A 19524-nucleotide genomic window follows, 5' to 3' on the forward strand; every position below is an offset into this window, starting at 1 on the left:
TCCGCTGCGATCAGGCGGATATCATTGACCAGCTCTTTATCATTAATTTTACGGGTTAACGGGACTTTGCTTTCTGCACTGTTGATGGCGCTGGTGGCATTTTGGTTAGCGGTATCTGCCAGTTTCATTGCCTGTACGGCGTCCAGCTGGATGGGTGAAATCAGTGCATCGGTTTCAGTCTTGTTGTAGGCATCCACGTCCGCTGCGATCAGGCGGATATCATTGACCAGCTCTTTATCATTAATTTTACGGGTTAACGGGACTTTGCTTTCTGCACTGTTGATGGCGCTGGTGGCATTTTGGTTAGCGTTATCTGCCAGTTTCATTGCCTGTACGACATCCTGCTGAATGGGCGCAATCAGGGCATCGGTTTCAGTCCTGTTGTAGGCATCCACATCCGCCGCGTTTAGATTGATATCATTGACCAGCTCTTTATGGTTGATCTTACGGGTTAGCGGAACCCATTTCTTCATGGCATTAACTGGATCGGCTAAATTATAGGCTTTCTGGGCTAATTCATGGGTAGACTTCACCGCTTTGGATGTAGCTGCGTGAGCCTCACTATTACTGTCTACAGCATTACTCAGAATGACAAAACCTTTATTTTTTAATGTGGCATCAGGATGATTACGGCTTTCTGCGTGATCTCTAATTTTCCCTCTGACATAGCTACGAGTGGCTAAGCCTGAAATTAGTTCTGCTATCCAGCCAGTTAAATTTCTATCACCAATAGGCAAAACCATGCGAACTGTTTGTTCCTGCATTTGTGATTTGTACAGAGCAGCACAGTTTCCGACAGCGATTAGCGTATTATCTTCATCGAATAGGCCTATTTCTCGGATCCACCAGTTACCCTCAGTTTCCGGAATTATCTGCTCAACAATAATTTGGTTCGGGTTATTGGGATCGATGAATAGCCTGTCAATTTCTGCACGATGCTTTTCATTTATTAATTGGCTTTGATTGGCATCAGGTGTTGGTAAATGCCCATCGCCAACAGCCATATGTGTGATCTCAAGTTTATTTCCTGAGGTTGCTGCATTTTCCAGTTTATTGGCGCCTGAATCCGTCAATAATGCAAAATATTTATTACTCATGTAACCCCCATATTTATGAATGACAAGTCAATGAAGTAAGACATACAATTGCATACGTAAGATTTTAAGGCTTAATTATCTGAAAATTCACATTAAATCGATATAATAAAATTTGTCAGAACTAAAAAAACCGACATAATGCCGGTTTTTTAGTAAGTCATATCTATATTTGATAGATTATTCGATCGTTTCTTCTTCCACTTTCAGCGATGTGATTTTCACTTTATTGATGCGGTGGCTGGTGATTTCCATCGGTTCAAAAAGATAATCACCGATCTTTAGCTGTTCGCCCAGTTGTGGAATATGTTGGAGATGCTCCATCAATAAGCCTGCCAGTGTCTGATATTCGCGTTTTTCATCCAGCGGTAGCGGAACGTAAAGCACCAAGTCATCCAGTGGCATAAAACCATTGGCAATCCAGTCCCCTTCTTCTGTGACCTGAATATCGTGACGGGCATCAATTTCTCCACTACCTACCGGTAAGTTTCCTGTAATCGTTTCCACTACATCGGTGACCGTAACGATACCTTCAACAGAGCCGAACTCATCAACAACAAAGGCAAAATGCGTTTGAGCCTGACGGAATTGCTCTAATGCCTGAAGTAAGGAAAGAGACTCAGGAAAAATTAATGGCTGCTGTACTAACTGACGCAAATCAAAGGGATTATGAGTAAGCTGTTGATTAAGAATATCGATCACATGCACGACGCCCAGTGGCTCATCACTGTTTTTTTCATCTGTAACCACAATCCGGGTATGCGGTTTTTGTTTCAGTAGTACAGCCAGTTTGTCCATGGGTGAATGAACATCAAGGTAAACGACATCATGGCGTGAAGTCATGATGCTGCTGACAGTGCGTTGTGCAAGGCTAAGAACACGGGCAATCATTTGCCGTTCCTGTGGTTCAAAGACTTCTTTGTGCTCTTCATGATCTGCAATCAAATTAGATGCATGATCATCCAGATTCGCCCTTTCACGCTTACCATTTAAAATATGCAGAACCGCTTCTGCCGTTCTTTCACGTAATGAACGGGAAGCACTCAGAAATTTGCGGCGGTTGAACTGGGCAAATTGATTCAGTGCTTCAATTATAATAGAGAAGCCAATGGCGGCATAAAGGTAGCCTTTGGGAATACGATAACCAAAGCCTTCTGCAACCAGACTGAAGCCAATCATTAATAGGAAGCTGAGACACAATATCACTATGGTCGGGTGAGCGTTGACAAACTTTGTCAGCGGCTTACTGGCCCATATCATCAGGATCATAGCAATAATGACAGCAGCGATCATGATACCAATGTGATCAACCATACCGACAGCAGTAATCACGGAGTCCAGTGAGAAGACCGCATCCAGAACAATAATCTGTACAACCACGGCCCAGAAACTTGCTCCTTTACGCTGTTGATTGGTATGCAGATTTTTTCCTTCCAGCCGTTCATTCAGTTCCATTGTTGCTTTAAAAAGCAGGAATATACCCCCAATCAGCATAATGGAATCGCGGGCGCTGAATGAATGACCCCACAGAGTCAGCAATGGCGCTGTCAGGGAGACAAGCCAGGAGAGGCTGAATAAGAGGATAAGCCGCATTAACAGAGCACAGGATAAGCCCGTGAGCCTTGCCTTATCCCTTTGCTTTTCCGGTAGTTTATCTGCCAGAATGGCAATAAATATTAAGTTGTCAATGCCCAGAACAATTTCTAAAACGATAAGAGTGGCCAGACCTGCCCATATCGTCGGATCAGCGATCCATTCCATACAGTTTATTTTACCTTTTAGTATGACGGCGTGTGCCGACTCCTGAATAATGAGGATTGACTGTCAAAATATCAATAGATGATTTATTGCGGCTGGAAATTTTTTCAGCAAAAAAACAGTATGACGATATCGATTGCATCAATAACTACCCCCAATGCCCATTCATGAGTTAACATGTGATCTCATTAACAAATTGTCTACTATATTTTGTTGTACTCAACATTGTTACATGTGCAACATTTTGGTAGATAGCAGTCATTATCAGACGGGAGTTATTCATGTCCAAACAACAGATCGGTGTTGTCGGTATGGCGGTTATGGGTCGCAATCTGGCGTTGAATATTGAAAGCCGTGGCTACTCTGTATCTATCTTCAACCGCTCCAGTGATAAAACTGATGAAGTTATCGCTGAAAATCCAGGGAAAAAATTAGTTCCAAGTTATTCCATTGAAGAGTTTGTCGATTCACTGGAAAAACCGCGTCGTATCCTGTTGATGGTTAAGGCCGGTGAAGCTACGGATAAAACTATTGCATCTCTGACGCCACACTTGGATAAGGGTGACATTCTGATTGATGGCGGCAATACCTATTTTCAGGATACTATCCGCCGTAACCGTGAATTATCTGCGCAAGGCTTTAATTTCATCGGTACAGGGGTTTCTGGTGGTGAAGAAGGTGCATTGAAAGGCCCTTCAATTATGCCGGGCGGGCAGAAAGAAGCCTATGAACTGGTTGCGCCGATTCTGAAAGAGATTGCTGCTCAGGTGGATGGTGAACCTTGTGTGACTTATATTGGTGCTGATGGTGCCGGTCACTATGTGAAAATGGTTCACAATGGCATTGAATATGGCGACATGCAGTTGATTGCTGAGGCTTACTCTTTATTGAAACATTCACTGAACCTGAGTAATCAGGAACTGGCAGAAGTATTCAGTGACTGGAATGAAGGCGAACTGAGTAGTTATCTGATCGAAATTACTGCTGATATCTTCCGTAAGAAAGATGAAGAAGGTAAATATCTGGTTGATGTAATTCTGGATGAAGCAGCTAATAAAGGAACCGGTAAATGGACCAGCCAAAGTTCTCTTGATTTGGGTGTTCCGGTAACGTTGATTACTGAATCAGTTTTCGCACGTTACATTTCTTCACTGAAAGATCAGCGTGTTGCCGCATCTAAAGTTCTGTCAGGCCCAGAAGCGCAGCCATTTGCAGGTGATAAAGCGGAATTTATTGAAAAAGTCCGTCGTGCGTTGTACTTAGGCAAAATTGTTTCTTATGCGCAGGGCTTCCAACAGCTGAAAGCCTCTTCCGATGAATACAATTGGGATCTGAATTATGGCGAGATCGCTAAGATCTTCCGTGCGGGTTGTATTATCCGTGCTCAGTTCCTGCAAAAAATCACGGATGCTTACAACGAAAATCCGGCTATTGCTAATCTGTTGCTGGCACCTTATTTCAAACAAATCGCTGATGAATACCAACAAGCACTGCGCGATGTCGTTTCTTATGGCGTACAGAATGGTATTCCAACTCCAACATTCTCTGCTGCCATCTCTTATTATGACAGTTACCGTTCCGCAGTCCTGCCAGCTAACTTGATTCAGGCACAGCGTGACTATTTTGGTGCGCATACCTACAAACGCACTGATAAAGAAGGTGTATTCCATACCGAGTGGTTAGAATAATAGAAAGTTAATATTTAACTATTATTATTCAAAAAGGTGCTGAATTATTCAGCACCTTTTTTACAGGCAATTTCCTAGTAGCAAATTCAGGGAAATGATTACTATTCTAACAGCCAGTGGGCAACATGCTCCATCCAATGATCGAGATGAGCATCAAGCATATTGTTCAGTAATATGATGCAGATAATAATAACCAGACCAAGCATTATCAAAATAAACAATTTATTCATAGGATAATTACTCATCTTGTCTGGTTGAAGTATAGCAGAACGTAAGTTTTGCTCAGGTTAAATCTGGCTGATTGATCACTTTGCGAAATGCAATTAACTCAGGCATAGCGATACGGCGGTAATCTTCTGTATTTAAAATGATTGATCGTTCCAGGCTGCCAGCGTTAAATGCCAATTCATCATAGCGTTCAAATAAAAGTGGGTCGGCAATCAGCTTTAAATCAGGATGAAAACTAAAGGGAGGGATGGCACCAAAAACACAGCGGGTTAATTCGGAAACCTCTTTCGGGCTTGCCAGTGATGCTCTGTTGCCACCTGCCTGTTTGGCCAGAACTGCCAGATCGGCCTGCTGGTCGGCGGGTAAGATTGCCAGAATATATTGACGGTAATTATTTCCCTTAACATGGCAGACTAAAGCTTTTGCCCCCTGACCTAAATGTGTCCCACGTATTTTTGCGACTTCCTCTGATTTCCCGCCAGTGGCATGTTCCATCACCCGATAACGGGCATGGTTAGTATCAAGTAAGGTACTAAGGTGTTCAAAAATATCATTTTTTAACAAAATGCGCTCCTGTCCTGAGTGTTTTTAATTGTATTCATCTGATTATTAAATAAATTTTTATCCTTTTGAAGTTTAGTGAATTGCCGTTTATTTTTTATTCCTACACTTGTGATTGTTGATTTGAGTCAAAATAACTGACGTGGATAAGTGAGAAATTATAAATCACTTCTCTTATTCAATATTTGAGATACCTCAGTAAAACCTAAGGAGTTCCTAATGGCAATATCAACTTTCTTTATCCCACCAGTGAATAAAATCGGTGAAGGATGTCTGAACGAGGCCATTCAGTTAGCAAAAACTTATGGTTACAAACAGGCTCTGATTGTTACTGACCGAGTACTGAACGAGATTGGTGTTGTTGGGAAAGTTCAGAAGTTATTGACTAATGTAGGGATAAAAAGCGCTCTGTATGATGGAACGAATCCTAACCCAACGACGATTAATGTCGAAGAAGGGTTGGCTATTTTGCATCAGCATAACTGCGATTTTGTGATTTCGCTGGGGGGCGGTTCGCCGCATGACTGTGCTAAAGGTATTGCATTGGTTGCGGCAAATGGCGGAGATATCCGCGATTATGAAGGAGTTGATGTTTCCGCAAAACCTCAGTTGCCGTTGATAGCGATCAATACCACGGCAGGTACAGCTTCTGAAATGACGCGTTTTTGTATTATCACGGACGTAGAGCGCCACATCAAAATGGCGATTGTGGATAAAAACGTGACGCCTATTTTATCCGTGAATGACCCTTCTCTGATGATTGGTATGCCGAAAGGACTGACCGCAGCGACAGGTATGGATGCGCTGACTCATGCAGTTGAAGCCTATGTATCTACGGCTGCCAACCCTATTACTGATGCCTGTGCGCTGAAAGCGGTGGAAATGATCAGCAGTTATTTACGTCGTGCTGTTGAAAATGGCAGTGATGTGGAAGCGCGGGAAAATATGGCTTATGCCCAATTTTTAGCGGGTATGGCATTCAATAATGCTTCTCTCGGGTATGTTCACGCGATGGCTCACCAGTTGGGCGGTTTCTATGATTTGCCACATGGTGTCTGTAATGCAGTATTGCTGCCCCATGTACAGCGTTTTAATGCAAAAGTTGCAGCACCCCGCCTGAAAGATATTGCAGCTGCGATGGGAGCAAATGTCGAGAATGTTTCTGACAAGGAGGGTGCGGAAGCCTGTATTCGGGAAATCCGCCGGTTGGCAAAAGATGTCAATATTCCAGCGGGATTAACTGAATTGAACGTCAAAGTGGAAGATTTGCCTGTATTGTCAGCTAATGCACTAAAAGATGCTTGTGGGTTCACTAATCCAATTCAGGCATCACACGAAGATATTGTGTCCATTTTCGAAGAGGCTATGTAGTTATCCAGCTAGAGATAGGCCTTAGTCATAAAATGCCACTTCGTTTTATTCGGCTACTGTCATTTAACGAAGTGGCTCTGTTTTCTGAACTTTATTCCTGAGCAGAAAAGGGCGCGTTATCTTTAACTGAATGCCTTTTCTGTAATTGACGGATAATACAGCTCAGATCTAAGTTTTGATCTTGGAGTAACACCAGCAGATGGTAGAGTAAATCAGCCGCTTCATTGGTGAGTTCTTCCCGGTCATTAACAGTCGCTGCCAATGCGGTTTCTACACCTTCTTCTCCCACTTTTTGTGCAATGCGCTTTGTGCCGCTGGCATACAGACGGGCGGTATAGGAGCTATCGGGAGAAGCATTTTTCCGGCTTGCCAGTAATTGCTCTAATTGGTAAAGAAAACCCCATTGTGTTTGTGCTGGGCCAAAGCAGCTTTCAGTCCCTTTATGGCAGGTTGGTCCGATAGGATTGGCAAGGATAAGCAGAGTATCGTTGTCACAGTCAGGATAAATCTCTGATAATTCCAGAAAGTGACCAGAACTTTCACCCTTCGTCCATAACCGTTGTTTGGTGCGTGAAAAGAAGGTGACTTTGCCGGAATTTAGCGTTGCATTCAGGGCTTCTCTATTCATGTATCCCATCATCAGTACGGTACCAGATACGGCATGCTGCACGATCACGGGCATCAGGTTATCGACTTTTTCCCAGTCTAATTTTTCGATTTCCTGAGGGGTTAGTGGTGATATCGTTAACATATTCTTACCTCAACTCCTTGTTCTGCCAGATATTGTTTCAGTTCGCCAATGTTAATAATCTGCTTATGGAAAACGGAAGCAGCTAAAGCTCCATCAACGTTAGCCTGTTTAAAAGCATCCAGAAAATGAACCGGAGCGCCAGCTCCCCCTGATGCGACCAAAGGCACGGAACAGGTTTCCCGAACTTGTTTAAGCTGGGTAAGATCATAGCCATTGCGAACGCCATCCTGATTCATCATATTCAGGACAATTTCACCGGCTCCACGTTGTTGTACTTCCCTGACCCAATCCAGAGTCTGCCACGTAGTTGCTGTGGTGCGTTTTTCATCTCCGGTGAACTGGTATACCTGATAGCTATTACTTTTCTCATCAAACCACGTATCGATGCCGATTACGATACATTGCACCCCGTAGCGATCAGCCAGACGGTTAATTAAAGAAGGGTCTGACAGGGCAGGGGAGTTAATAGAAATTTTATCCGCACCAAATGATAAAATTTGCCCGGCATCTTCGACTGTTTTGATCCCGCCAGCGACACAGAATGGAATATTGATTACTTCAGCCACTTTTGCAACCCAGCTTTTATCCACAACACGGCCATCAGAAGAGGCGGTGATATCATAAAATACCAGTTCATCAGCACCTTCCTGAGCATAGCGTTGTGCAAGAGGCACAATCTCACCAATAATTTCGTGATTGCGGAATTGTACCCCTTTGACTACCTGCCCATCACGAACATCAAGGCAGGGAATTATGCGTTTTGCCAGCATTGGATTGCCTCCTTCAGTGTAAATTTTCCTTCAAGCAACGCGCGCCCGACAATGACACCCGTGACACCGGATGCAGGCAGAGAAGAAATATCGGCCAGACTGCCAACGCCTCCGGATGCCTGAAATGCAACTTGTGGATAGCGTTGGCTAATCTCCTGATAGAGTGAAATATTAGAACCGTTCAGTGTGCCATCGCGGGAAATGTCAGTACACAGAACATGTTTCAGACCAACAGGGAGATATTGGTCAACGACCTGTTCCAGTGTTGCTTCGCTGCTTTCCTGCCAGCCACTGATAGCAACTCGCTTAATACCATCTGTATTGATGCGGACATCCAGCGCTAACACAATAGATTCCGCACCATAATTCTCAAACCATTGCTTAACTAACGCTGGCTGAGTGATCGCAGTTGAACCTATAACAACCCGGCTTGCTCCGGCTTCAAGGAGCGCAGTAACATCGCTTTCTGAGCGGATCCCCCCTCCTACCTGTACTGGAACCGATACACCAGACAGTAATTTGCGTAACAGTGAAATCTGGCGTTTGGCAGGATCTTTCGCTCCGGTCAAATCCACCAAATGCAGCAGTTTAGCTCCTGTCTGTTCGTATTCCTGTAAACGGGATAAAGGAGAACTACCGTAATTTCGACACTGACCATAATCCCCCTGATGTAAACGTACAACATTGCCATCGATTAAATCTAATGCAGGTATAATCATGGGGTTACATCTCCAGAAAGTTTTTTAATAGCTGTTCTCCTGCTGCACCAGAACGCTCGGGATGAAATTGGACACCAAAAAAATTGTGTTTTGAAATAGCGCTGCTGAACGAGCCGCCATAATCTGTTTGAGCAATGGTGTATTCGCCAACCGGCAGTGCGTAGCTGTGAACAAAATAAAAATAGGCATTATTTTCAATGCTATGAAACAGAGGATGCTCTGATGGAAAATTAACCTGATTCCAGCCCATATGCGGTAATGGCAGACCAGAAGTTGCCATTTTTTTAACAGGAGCGTTGATTAATTTCAGTAGCGGGATATTACCGCCTTCTTCGCTGCTTTCAGCCAGAAGCTGCATGCCTAGGCAAATACCCAAAACAGGCTGAGCAAGGGAAGTGATCAAAGAGATTAACTCCCGTTGTTGTAGCTGGGCCATTGCAGTGGCAGCGGTACCGACACCCGGCAAGAGCAATTTTTCTGCTGATTTCACAACGTCTGCATCAAGGCTGATTATTGGGTCATACCCTAACCGACGAATGGCATAGTCAACCGAAGCAAGATTGGCACAGCCGGTATCCAAAATAACAACTTTCATCATTATTCTCTCTTATAAAACACCTTTAGAGCTGGGTAGGGTATCGCCTTCAACGCGGATAGCCTGCCGCAGTGTGCGACCAAAAACTTTGAACAGACTTTCGGCACGATGGTGATCGTTTTTACCTTTAGTTTTCAGGTGCAAAGTACATCCCATGGTATAAGAGAGAGAGCGGAAAAAGTGTTCGATCATTTCTGTGCTCAAATCCCCGACACGCTGATGTTTAAACTCAGCTTTATATTCAAGGTGTGGTCTGCCGGAAATATCCAGCGCGCATCGGGCAAGACATTCATCCATCGGAAGCGTAAAACCGAAACGGGCAATACCGAGTTTGTCACCCAACGCCTGTTTTAAGGCTTCCCCCAGAGCAAGGCCTGTATCTTCAACGGTGTGGTGATCATCAATATAAAGATCACCATCAACTTGAATGTTCATGCGAAAACCACCGTGAGTGGCGATTTGATCCAACATATGGTCAAAGAAACCGACTCCGGTATTAATGCGGCTTTTTCCTTCACGATCCAACCAGACTTCAATATTAATGGCTGTTTCTTTGGTTGTGCGGTTTACACAGGAATAACGATCCTGACGGGTTAACTGCTCACAAATTGCTGCCCAGCCGAACGATTCAGGCTGATAGAGAAGACCCTGAATTCCCATATTCCGGGCCAGTTGCAGGTCAGTTTCCCGATCACCGATGACGTAACTATTTTTTGTATCCAGCATTCCATCAGCCAGATATTTTTCTACTAACCCGAGTTGTGGCTTACGACAGTTACAGTTATCTGCGGGTTTGTGAGGGCAGATTAATATTTCTTCAAACTGAATTCCCTGTGAAGAAAAAATCTGCATCATCAGTGCATGAGGTGGTTCAAAATCAGTCATCGGAAAGCTGTCTGTACCTAATCCATCCTGATTAGTGACCATGACCAGTTTATAACCGGATTTTTGTAAGGCTAACAGAGCAGGGATCACCCCGGATTCAAATGCCAGCTTATCAAGGCGGTCAACCTGATAATCCGTTGGTGGTTCCGTGATTAATGTGCCATCGCGGTCAATGAAAAGTATTTTCTGGCTCATGGATTCTCTGTTTCCTGTACTTGTTGATTTTGTTTGCAAAGAGCGTCAATGGCAGTGATCAGCTGCTCACATTCACTACGGCTGCCAACAGTAATACGCAGGCAATTTTCCAGCTCCGGTTGCTTTTGTTGATCACGAAGAATAATGCCTTGATCCCATAATGCCCTGAATACAAATTCAGCATTGGTGAACCTCACCAGAATATAGTTGGTTTCACTGGGAAATACTTTCTCCACTAATATCAGCTTATCAAGTGCGTCCTGTAGATAAGCGCGATTGGCAATCGTTTCTTCCACCCGCTCCTGCATTACCCGTATGCCCGATGCTGTTAAAGCCTGTGCTGCGATCTCTGCAACAGGCGTGGCAAGGGGATAAGGTGCAATCACTTTCAACATTAGCGCGATAATATCGGCAGAAGCCAGCGTAAATCCACAACGCAGCCCTGCTAAAGCAAAAGCTTTCGAGAGGGTTCGCAAAATTACCAGATGTGGATATTCTTTTAGCCAGTGAGTGGTAGTATTTTGCAAGCTGAATTCGATATAGGCTTCATCAATAGCAACGATGGCACGATTACGGGCCAGTTCGAGGATCTGGCGTAACGTAGAGGGTGCAATCAGATTACCTGTTGGGTTATTCGGGCTACAGATATAAATTAATTTGACGCGATCCAGATTATTTTTGATGGCCGTTATATTTGGCTGCCAGTCTGTGCCAGCGAGGATCTTTTTCTGTGCGACACCGAAGGTTTCAGCGCTGACACTGTACATGCCATAGGTTGGCGGACAAAACATAACTGCATCTTTGCCCGGCTCACAGAAAATACGTATCAGCAGTTCGATAGCTTCATCCGCTCCTCGGCTGACAAGTACTTGTTCTGGTTGTAGGCCAGCATAATCAGCATAACGCTGAATAACTGTCGCAGGCTGGCATTCAGGGTAACGGTTGAGTGTTTTTTCAGAGAACTGAAAATCAGGTGCGGCGTGATATTCATTGGCATTTAACCAAATATCACCATTGCCACCCAAACGACGGGCTGACATATAAGGGACTAATTTGCGGATATTTTCTCTTGCCAGTGAAGTGACATCAAAAACAGTGCTCATTAATTACTCCTTAGCCTGAGAGCTAGTGTCTGCATTATTGTTTGTATTATCAGGATTATTTAAGGCAGCGATGCGTAATGTAACTGCATTTTTGTGTGCAGTGAGTTGCTCTGCCTGTGCCAGTGTTTCGATGGTTGGAGCCAGTTTTTTCAGGCCCTGTGGCGTTAGCTTCTGTACGGTCATTCTTTTCAGAAAATCCGCCAGCCCAAGGCTTGAATGGGTAGAGGTATAGCCGTAAGTGGGTAAAACGTGATTGGTACCGGAGGCATAATCTCCCGCAGATTCTGGTGACCAGTCGCCGAGAAAAATGGAACCGGCACTGATAATTTTATCTACAAGCTGTTCTGGTTGCCGTGTCTGGATAATCAAATGTTCAGGGCCATATTGATTGCTGATCGCCACACATTGGGCGATATCGTCAGCGACGATAATCCGGCTGGACTGTAAGGCCTGTATTGCAATTTTTTGGCGTGGCAGGGTTGGGAGCTGTTTTTCAATTTCACGGATAACTTCCCCGGCATAGCTTTCGTCAGGTGTAACGAGTATGACCTGCGAGTCTGGCCCGTGTTCTGCCTGTGAAAGTAGATCTGCTGCTGTGAATACGGGATTGGCACCACTATCAGCGATCACCAGCACTTCAGAAGGGCCAGCGGGCATATCAATGGCCGCACCGTCAATACGTTGACTGACCTGTTTTTTAGCTTCAGTGACCCATGCGTTACCCGGGCCAAAAATTTTATCTACTCTGGGAACCGATTCTGTGCCAAATGCCATTGCTGCAATAGCCTGAGCACCACCAATCTGGAAGATATCACTGATACCGCATAGTTGCGCAGCGTAGAGTATTTCATTGGCAATAGGCGGTGGAGAACACAGCGTTACTTTACGACACCCGGCAATGCTGGCAGGGATCCCCAGCATCAATACCGTAGAAGGCAGTGGTGCTGAGCCACCGGGAATATAGAGCCCTACAGAATCAATTGGCCGTGTGATTTGTTGGCAACACACGCCGGGCATAGTTTCTACTTCAATTACCACAGGTTTTTGTGCTTCATGAAACAGACGAATGTTATCCATTGCCTGCTGGATAGCCTGCCGGATTTCTGTTGTCAGGTGCTTACCAGCAGCATGAATCTTCTCTTCTGGAACTCGGACTGCATCAATTGTTGTGTTGTCAAAACGCTGGCTGTATTCCCGTAACACGTTATCACCGCGCTCTTTAACTGCTTCCAGAATCTGTCTCACCGTATATGTAATATCTTCAGATGCGGTGACAGCAGGGCGGGTCAGCAACATTCTTTGCTGCTCCGGTGTATATGTTTGCCAACGGATAATGGTGCTAAAATCGACAATACTGACATTGGTGCTCATCGGGCTTACTCCATCATTTTTTCGATTGGTAAAACCAGAATAGAACTGGCTCCCAGTGCCTTGAGTTTTTCCATAGTTTCCCAGAATAGTGTCTCACTGCTTACCATATGCATGGCTACACGATTCTGCGCTCCGGCCAGCGGCAAAATTGTGGGGCGTTCTGCGCCCGGCAACAGATCGATGATTTCTTCCAGTTTGTCACTTGGTGCATGTAGCATGATGTATTTGGATTCACGAGCCTGAATTACACCCTGAATACGGGTCATCAATTTATTGATCAGCTGTTGTTTAGCTTCCGGCATTTCGCCATCACGTTGGATCAGACAGGCTTTTGAGCGATAGATGACTTCTACTTCCCGTAATCCGTTTGCTTCCAGTGTTGCACCGGTTGAAACCAGATCACAGATGGCATCAGCTAATCCAGCCCTTGGAGCAACTTCAACTGAGCCATTGAGCAGGCAAGGTTTGAATTGAATGCCTTTTTTATCCAGATAGCGCTTTAGTAAGTGTGGATAAGATGTGGCGATGCGTGAATTTTGTAAGCATTCCACCCCTGTATAGTTGTAATCAAGAGGAGCAGCAAGAGAAAGACGGCAAGCTCCAAAATCAAGACGGCGTAATGTGGTATAACGGGGATCATTCCCCTGTGCCCGGCGGCTCAGTAACTCTTCTTCCAGTACGTTTTCACCAATAATACCTAAATCAACGATGCCATCCATCACTAGGCCCGGAATATCATCGTCACGGACACGAAGGATATCGATAGGCATATTTTCCGCGAAAGCGATTAATCTCTGCTGTTGCAAATTGATTTTAATACCACAGCGTGCCAGTAATTCTCTGGAATCATCACTCAGGCGTCCTGATTTTTGCATGGCTATCCGCAAGCGTGTTTTATCTAACATGTTATGTCTACCCTATATATAAATCAGAATATTTTCTGTAGCTCGAAATTCATTGGGCTCGGGATTTATTAGGTATAAAAAAACCCCCGGAAAATCTTCCGAGGGTTTTTATCGTATTCATGCCTCCGGAAGACTTACTAAATGTCTTCCAGCACACAACAGCCTGAAAGACTAGTCAGGATGATGGTGATGATGGCTAAATTGAATACGATTCATAATATGTGTGTTCTCTGTTTGATGTGATTTTTGTGTTATTTGTATTAAGGGCTATTTTGTGACTTCAGGGTAACTTTATGCTTAACTTTGTCTATATGCTGGCGTGGTTTGCCAGAATAAATAATAAACTGTCTGTCATTTAACCTATCTGATTCTATGTATGAAAAGCAACCTTTTTTTCAAAAAAGTGACTTTTAGATATTAACCATTTGTTTTATAAGTAATTATTTTTTCTTTTATCAATATATAGTTGATTAATATTTTTTATGGGAATTATTTTACCTAATAATCAATAGCATATGAGCTGGAGAGTATTATAGTGAAAAAGGTTTCAATTATCGGGCTGGGATGGCTGGGACTGCCATTAGCGCAAGCCCTGCAAGGGAGTGGTTTACAGGTCATTGGCAGTAAAACAACATCAGACGGGGTTGAAGCAGCATGTATGTGTGGTATTGATTGCCACTTATTAAATCTGGTTCCTGAAATAGTCTGTACAGCCGATGAGCTAGAACAACTGATGTCAGTTGATGTATTGGTTCTGATGTTGCCAACCAGTGGTATCGCAGGAGGTGGTGTAGAGTATGTCAGAGCAATACAGCTAATTGTAGACACAGCACTTTCGCACTCCGTTCCTCATATTATTTTTACCAGCTCAACTTCCGTTTATGGCTCGTCTGTTGGTCATCTTAATGAAGATGCGCCATTAGCTCCTGAAACTCAGTCAGCCAGAGCATTGGTTGAGCTGGAGAACTGGCTGCATCAGTTACCCAATACTTCAGTTGATATTTTACGTTTGGCAGGGTTGGTCGGTACGGGTCGCCACGCAGGGCGTTTTCTGGCAGGGCGGAAGGCAATTTCAGGAGGAGAAAATGCTGTTAATTTGGTTCATCAGGATGATGCTATCTCCGCCATTAAGTTACTTATTCAGCGTTCTGAAGGAGGAAATGTCTACAATTTATGCGCACCTGTCCATCCTAAAAGGTCTGAGTTTTACTCGCAGGCTTGTTGTCAGCTTAATCTGACTCCGCCAGAATTTTTACAGCCAGAAGATGAGGGCTCGGAAAGCGACACTGAAAAATGTAAAACAGTGGATGGAAGCCGTATTTGCCGGGAACTGGGATTCGAATATCAGTATCCAGATCCCGGGAGCATGCCGATGAGTCTGTAATTAATTTATTTCGATCATAACGATTTTTTGGAATGCTGGCCTTTCGGTCATTAATTGATACCAGCGTTCTAAGTTTGGCAGTGATGGGCGTTCAGTTACCACATTGATCCACGGGTAGATAAACGGAGCCAAGGTTATATCAGCCATGCCGAATTTATCACCGGAAAGGTATGTTTGTTGGCTTAATGCTTCATCGGCAATTTTCAGCAGTCTTTCTATTTCAGCTAAAGCCTGTGCGATGACTTTTTGATCACGCTGTGCCTCAGGTGTCCTGACAAGGATTATCATGAGTTGTTTGATGGGGGAGAAGAGATTGCACCCAGTCCAGTCCATCCATTTTTCTATATTATATTTTTCTTTAATATCATTCGGATATAGAGTATTTTCGCCGAATTTTTCGACAAGATAGCGAACGATCACATTTGATTCCCAAAGAATAAAATCACCATCCTGTAAGCATGGAATTACTCCATTGGGATTCATGTGTAAATAATTCGGATCATCAAGCTTGCCGAATTTCCCTCCGATATCAATTTGCTGGTAAGGAACATTTAATTCCTCCAGACACCAAAGCACTTTTTTGACATTTGATGAATTTTTACGGCCCCAGACTGTTAGCATCATTTTCTCCTCAATATCAAGTCGTTTGATAATATGACAATAAATTCATAGAAATAACAGGAGAATCTTTGCGTTATTGGATTGGAGTCTTATCCTATAACATCTATATTAATAGGAGTTTTGTATTTCAAGTGTTGAATAGGATGTGGTTGTCAGAGAGAGAAGGTGGATGATAATGGTGAAAAAAAGAGGTCATATTAAGAGAATAAAGTCTTTTACGGTGGGGCTGGGTGTTTTTTGGCTGGCGAGTACCAGCTCATATGCAATTGATGAACCCGCAGCACCTGAGGTCGATGCGAAATCTTATGTTTTGATGGACTATGCCAGCGGAAAAATTCTGGCATCACATAATGCTGATGAACGCTTAGATCCTGCAAGTCTGACAAAAATGATGACCAGCTATGTCGTTGGGCAGGCGATGAAGTCAGGTAAAATCTCTCAGGACGATATGGTTACAGTGGGAAAGGATGCGTGGGCGACAGGTAATCCTGTGCTCAAAGGTTCATCCCTGATGTTTTTAAAACCGGGTGATAGAGTCAAAGTTATTGATTTGAACCGCGGAATTGTTATCCAGTCTGGTAATGATGCAAGTATTGCGCTGGCTGATTATGTCGCAGGAAGCCAGGATGCTTTTGTTGATTTGATGAATAAATATTCTCAGTCACTAGGGCTGACGAATACGCATTTTAAAACAGTGCATGGATTAGATGCTTCAGGGCAATACAGTACTGCGCGTGATATGGCTGTTTTGGGGCAGGCGATGATCCGTGATGTCCCTGAAGAATATGCGCTGAATAAAGAAAAAGAATTTACGTTTAACAAAATCCGCCAACCTAACCGCAACCGTTTGTTGTGGAATCAGAATATGAATGTGGATGGCATAAAAACAGGGCATACCAGTGGTGCGGGATATAACCTAGTCGCATCTGCAACAGAAGGCCCGATGCGTTTAATCTCGGTTGTTTTGGGAGCTTCCAGTGATCGAATGCGCTTTGTGGATAGTGAAAAGATTCTGTCATGGGGCTTTCGTTTTTATGAAACGACGATCCCATTAAAGGCTGATGCTGTTTTTGTCACGCAAAAAGTATGGTACGGAACACGCTCGGAAGTAGCATTAGGTGTTGAAAAAGATGCCGCTGTTACTCTCCTGCGTGGGCAGGCCGGTAATTTAAAAGCGAGTTTCACCCTGAATCAGCCTGAGCTGGAAGCGCCATTGGCAAAAAATCAGGTTGTAGGAACCGTTAATTTTATGCTGGATGGGAAGGTGGTTGAACAGCACCCATTGGTAGTAAAAGAAGCGGTTGAGGAAACGGGATTTTTTGGCCATATATGGGATTTTATTGTGAAGACGGTTAGTGGCTGGTTTAACTCAATTTTCAGTTAATAAGTGATTTTAAAAATACGAAAATATATACACTTCGTCTTTCAGGCTGCCTCTTTGTTGGCTGCGCTCGTTCACCCCAGTCACCGTTTTTATAAACATACGGTTATCTATGCTCCTGGGGATTACTGAGAGGCTCCTGCCTCTCACCGGAGGCCAGCCTTTGGCTGGGCAAATTCGTTCCCGACGAATTTGTTACTCTCTTGCCGTGCGATGCAACTTGAAATCCATTGTGTATCATACAGCCAGAGCGATATAAAAATGCCAGTCCTATAAAAGAGACTGGCATTTTTTTCAGGGGGCAACTTGGAAAAGTTGCCTGATATACCGATTACATCACAGAGTAAACTGCGGCAGAAATCGCAATTGAGCCCATCACAATAACGAAGATATTGCTTGGCTTGCCTGCGTATTTGCGCATAGCAGGTACTTTGTAAATGGCATACATTGGCATGATGAACAGGATCATAGCAATGATTGGGCCACCCAGAGATTCAATGATGTTCAGAATACTTGGGTTAAGAGTAGCGATAATCCATGCACTAATCAGCATGAAGATGCTGGTGATTCGATTCAGCGTTTTGTGCTGAATAGATTTGCCTCGTGCGCTCATAGCTTTACTAACGATACCGTTAAAACCTTCACGAGCACCCAGATAGTGACCAAGGAATGATTTGGTAATAGCGATAAAGGCAATGAATGGAGCAATATACTCAATGAGTGGTGTATTAAAGTGGTTAGCCAGATAAGACAGAATAGTAATATTCTGTGCTTTTGCTTCCGCCAGATTCTCAGGTGACAGGCTTAGTACACAGCTGAACACAAAGAACATGACTGTCAGTACCATCATGATATGAGCATAGCCCAGAATGCGTGAACATTTCTTTTCTGCGTTCTCGCCGTATTCTTCACGTTTTGCTACAGCAAACGCAGAGATGATTGGAGAATGGTTGAAAGAGAAAACCATAACCGGGATAGCCAGCCACAGGGTGAACAGCAGGCCGTGACTGTTTGTGGAAGAAACTGCATTTTCCAGTGACAGAGTGTCAAAAATCGCAGTGTTCCAATGAGGAACCAGGTACAGAGCCAGCAGCATTAATACAGTGACGAATGGGAATACCAGCACGCTCATTGCTTTAACAATAGCTTGCTCACCGAAACGGATAATGCTCATAACGCCGAGAATCAGGACCAGTGCCAGCAGCGCACGAGGAGGTGCATCCATATTCAGCTGGTGGATGATGAAACTTTCTACCGTATTGGTCAGTGCAACACTGTAAACCAGTAGGATAGGGTAGATAGCAAAGAAGTAGAGGATAGTAATAAAAAAGCCGGCTACTTTCCCGAAATGCTCTTCTACTACACCAGTGATATCTTCACCGCTATTTTTGCCGGACAGGACAAAACGACACATTCCCCGGTGAGCAAAAAATGTCATCGGAAGTGCGAGCAGGGCCATGATGATAAGTGGTATTAATCCGCCAATCCCGGCGTTTATGGGAAGAAACAGAACGCCAGCCCCGATGGCTGTACCATATAATCCCAACATCCATACAGTGTCTGATTTACGCCAGGTAGAGTAATCGCTTTTGCTGCCAGAAGCAGAGGATGCGATTGAACCTGCTTGAGATGTGTCCATAAATATCTCCGAAATAACGCGGTAAAGTAAAATTTAAAAACTACTAAACCCGCACATTAATAAAATGCGCGAGTTGGATTCGTTATATGAATAATAAGTTGTCAGATGTTGAGCTGACGTTTATTTATACATGTTTATTTATATACTAATAATATCGCTTAAAATACAGTCATTTTAAACTAATGATCTGAGATCCCGTTTAGTCCTATTTTTGATATTTAAATCAAAATTCTTAACCACAGACATTTGCTAAGGGAAATATAATTATTTTTAGTAAAATGTACCGTGATCGCTCTCGCAATTGCAAGATTTATATCGTAAAGTTAATATGTTACGAATCTTTATGATGATGTTAATTAAATATTAAATAAAACGCAGCGGTAAAAAATGAAGGTAATAAGTATCATAATTTAAATTTAAACTTCCTGTTCTGATTATGCGATTAATATATTTATTAAAACATTAACAAATTTTTTAGATTTTAAATTTTTAATTCCAATTAAAG

Annotated in this window: 19 protein-coding genes and 1 other annotated feature; of the genes, 4 read left to right on the forward strand and 15 right to left on the reverse strand. The window is 43.6% G+C overall.

Features of this window, described 5'->3' with window-relative positions; genetic code table 11:
• Together AACX38_RS19070 and AACX38_RS19075 are read right to left on the reverse strand one after the other, a co-directional pair.
• The coding region (locus AACX38_RS19070) for a phage tail protein (protein ID WP_228865198.1) at nt 1–1097 on the reverse strand (1097 nt) is incomplete at its 3' end.
• A 177-nt stretch (nt 1098–1274) separates the two neighbouring features.
• Entirely contained in the window at nt 1275–2855 is a 1581-nt protein-coding gene (locus tag AACX38_RS19075) for a TerC family protein (protein ID WP_228865199.1), read from the reverse strand.
• A gap of 278 nt (nt 2856–3133) precedes the next feature.
• Between AACX38_RS19075 and gndA the strand changes: the two genes are divergently transcribed.
• Nucleotides 3134–4540 carry an NADP-dependent phosphogluconate dehydrogenase gene (gene gndA, locus AACX38_RS19080; RefSeq protein ID WP_228865200.1) on the forward strand — a complete coding sequence of 469 codons (1407 nt, stop codon included), beginning with the start codon at nt 3134–3136 and terminating at the stop codon, nt 4538–4540.
• A 101-nt stretch (nt 4541–4641) separates the two neighbouring features.
• On the opposite strand, the gene AACX38_RS19085 is transcribed toward gndA, so the two are convergent.
• Together AACX38_RS19085 and AACX38_RS19090 are read right to left on the reverse strand one after the other, a co-directional pair.
• On the reverse strand, nt 4642–4770 hold the full coding sequence (locus tag AACX38_RS19085; protein ID WP_255712205.1) for a hypothetical protein: 129 nt from the start codon (nt 4768–4770) through the stop codon (nt 4642–4644).
• 52 nt (nt 4771–4822) lie between these two features.
• The gene (locus AACX38_RS19090) at nt 4823–5332 is read right to left on the reverse strand and encodes a YbaK/prolyl-tRNA synthetase associated domain-containing protein (RefSeq protein ID WP_304957223.1); all 510 of its coding nucleotides are present in this window, start codon (nt 5330–5332) and stop codon (nt 4823–4825) included.
• Between the two features lie 216 nt (nt 5333–5548).
• Between AACX38_RS19090 and yiaY the strand changes: the two genes are divergently transcribed.
• The gene (gene yiaY / locus AACX38_RS19095) at nt 5549–6700 is read left to right on the forward strand and encodes an L-threonine dehydrogenase (protein WP_228865202.1); all 1152 of its coding nucleotides are present in this window, start codon (nt 5549–5551) and stop codon (nt 6698–6700) included.
• Nucleotides 6701–6791: 91 nt separating this feature from the next.
• Here yiaY and hisIE read toward each other — a convergent pair whose 3' ends face one another.
• The 9 genes from hisIE to hisL form a co-directional block, all read right to left on the reverse strand.
• Nucleotides 6792–7451 (reverse strand): bifunctional phosphoribosyl-AMP cyclohydrolase/phosphoribosyl-ATP diphosphatase HisIE, encoded by a 660-nt coding sequence (gene hisIE / locus AACX38_RS19100; RefSeq protein WP_099121242.1) that lies wholly within the window; start codon nt 7449–7451, stop codon nt 6792–6794.
• On the reverse strand, nt 7445–8221 hold the full coding sequence (gene hisF, locus AACX38_RS19105; RefSeq protein WP_099121243.1) for an imidazole glycerol phosphate synthase subunit HisF: 777 nt from the start codon (nt 8219–8221) through the stop codon (nt 7445–7447). The genes hisIE and hisF overlap by 7 nt, the downstream gene beginning before the upstream one ends.
• Nucleotides 8203–8940 carry a 1-(5-phosphoribosyl)-5-[(5-phosphoribosylamino)methylideneamino]imidazole-4-carboxamide isomerase gene (gene hisA / locus AACX38_RS19110; protein WP_228865203.1) on the reverse strand — a complete coding sequence of 246 codons (738 nt, stop codon included), beginning with the start codon at nt 8938–8940 and terminating at the stop codon, nt 8203–8205. Before hisA ends, hisF begins: the two co-directional genes overlap by 19 nt.
• Before the next feature lie 4 nt (nt 8941–8944).
• Nucleotides 8945–9535 carry an imidazole glycerol phosphate synthase subunit HisH gene (gene hisH / locus AACX38_RS19115; protein ID WP_228865213.1) on the reverse strand — a complete coding sequence of 197 codons (591 nt, stop codon included), beginning with the start codon at nt 9533–9535 and terminating at the stop codon, nt 8945–8947.
• 12 nt (nt 9536–9547) lie between these two features.
• Nucleotides 9548–10615: a bifunctional histidinol-phosphatase/imidazoleglycerol-phosphate dehydratase HisB gene (gene hisB / locus AACX38_RS19120; protein ID WP_228865204.1), complete on the reverse strand. Its 1068-nt coding sequence runs from the start codon at nt 10613–10615 to the stop codon at nt 9548–9550.
• The gene (gene hisC, locus AACX38_RS19125) at nt 10612–11718 is read right to left on the reverse strand and encodes a histidinol-phosphate transaminase (protein ID WP_228865205.1); all 1107 of its coding nucleotides are present in this window, start codon (nt 11716–11718) and stop codon (nt 10612–10614) included. The genes hisB and hisC overlap by 4 nt, the downstream gene beginning before the upstream one ends.
• Nucleotides 11719–11721: 3 nt before the next feature.
• A complete protein-coding gene (gene hisD / locus AACX38_RS19130) occupies nt 11722–13089 on the reverse strand; it encodes a histidinol dehydrogenase (protein ID WP_228865207.1) in 1368 nt (455 codons plus the stop codon).
• Between the two features lie 5 nt (nt 13090–13094).
• On the reverse strand, nt 13095–13994 hold the full coding sequence (hisG, locus tag AACX38_RS19135; RefSeq protein WP_228865208.1) for an ATP phosphoribosyltransferase: 900 nt from the start codon (nt 13992–13994) through the stop codon (nt 13095–13097).
• A gap of 74 nt (nt 13995–14068) precedes the next feature.
• Nucleotides 14069–14190, reverse strand: a sequence feature (His leader region).
• On the reverse strand, nt 14166–14210 hold the full coding sequence (gene hisL, locus AACX38_RS19140; RefSeq protein ID WP_155271310.1) for a his operon leader peptide: 45 nt from the start codon (nt 14208–14210) through the stop codon (nt 14166–14168). It overlaps the preceding feature by 25 nt.
• A gap of 319 nt (nt 14211–14529) precedes the next feature.
• On the opposite strand from hisL, the gene AACX38_RS19145 reads away from it, so the two are divergent.
• The gene (locus AACX38_RS19145; protein ID WP_228865209.1) at nt 14530–15378 is read left to right on the forward strand and encodes an SDR family oxidoreductase; all 849 of its coding nucleotides are present in this window, start codon (nt 14530–14532) and stop codon (nt 15376–15378) included.
• Here AACX38_RS19145 and AACX38_RS19150 read toward each other — a convergent pair whose 3' ends face one another.
• On the reverse strand, nt 15379–15999 hold the full coding sequence (locus tag AACX38_RS19150) for a glutathione S-transferase family protein (RefSeq protein WP_228865210.1): 621 nt from the start codon (nt 15997–15999) through the stop codon (nt 15379–15381).
• A 175-nt stretch (nt 16000–16174) separates the two neighbouring features.
• On the opposite strand from AACX38_RS19150, the gene AACX38_RS19155 reads away from it, so the two are divergent.
• Entirely contained in the window at nt 16175–17383 is a 1209-nt protein-coding gene (locus AACX38_RS19155) for a serine hydrolase (RefSeq protein ID WP_228865211.1), read from the forward strand.
• A gap of 328 nt (nt 17384–17711) precedes the next feature.
• On the opposite strand, the gene AACX38_RS19160 is transcribed toward AACX38_RS19155, so the two are convergent.
• The gene (locus AACX38_RS19160; RefSeq protein WP_099121252.1) at nt 17712–19019 is read right to left on the reverse strand and encodes an HAAAP family serine/threonine permease; all 1308 of its coding nucleotides are present in this window, start codon (nt 19017–19019) and stop codon (nt 17712–17714) included.
• Between the last annotated feature and the right edge of the window lie 505 nt (nt 19020–19524).

It is taken from the genome of Xenorhabdus sp. PB30.3, from assembly GCF_963895965.1.
In the GTDB taxonomy this organism is placed as follows: domain Bacteria; phylum Pseudomonadota; class Gammaproteobacteria; order Enterobacterales; family Enterobacteriaceae; genus Xenorhabdus; species Xenorhabdus stockiae.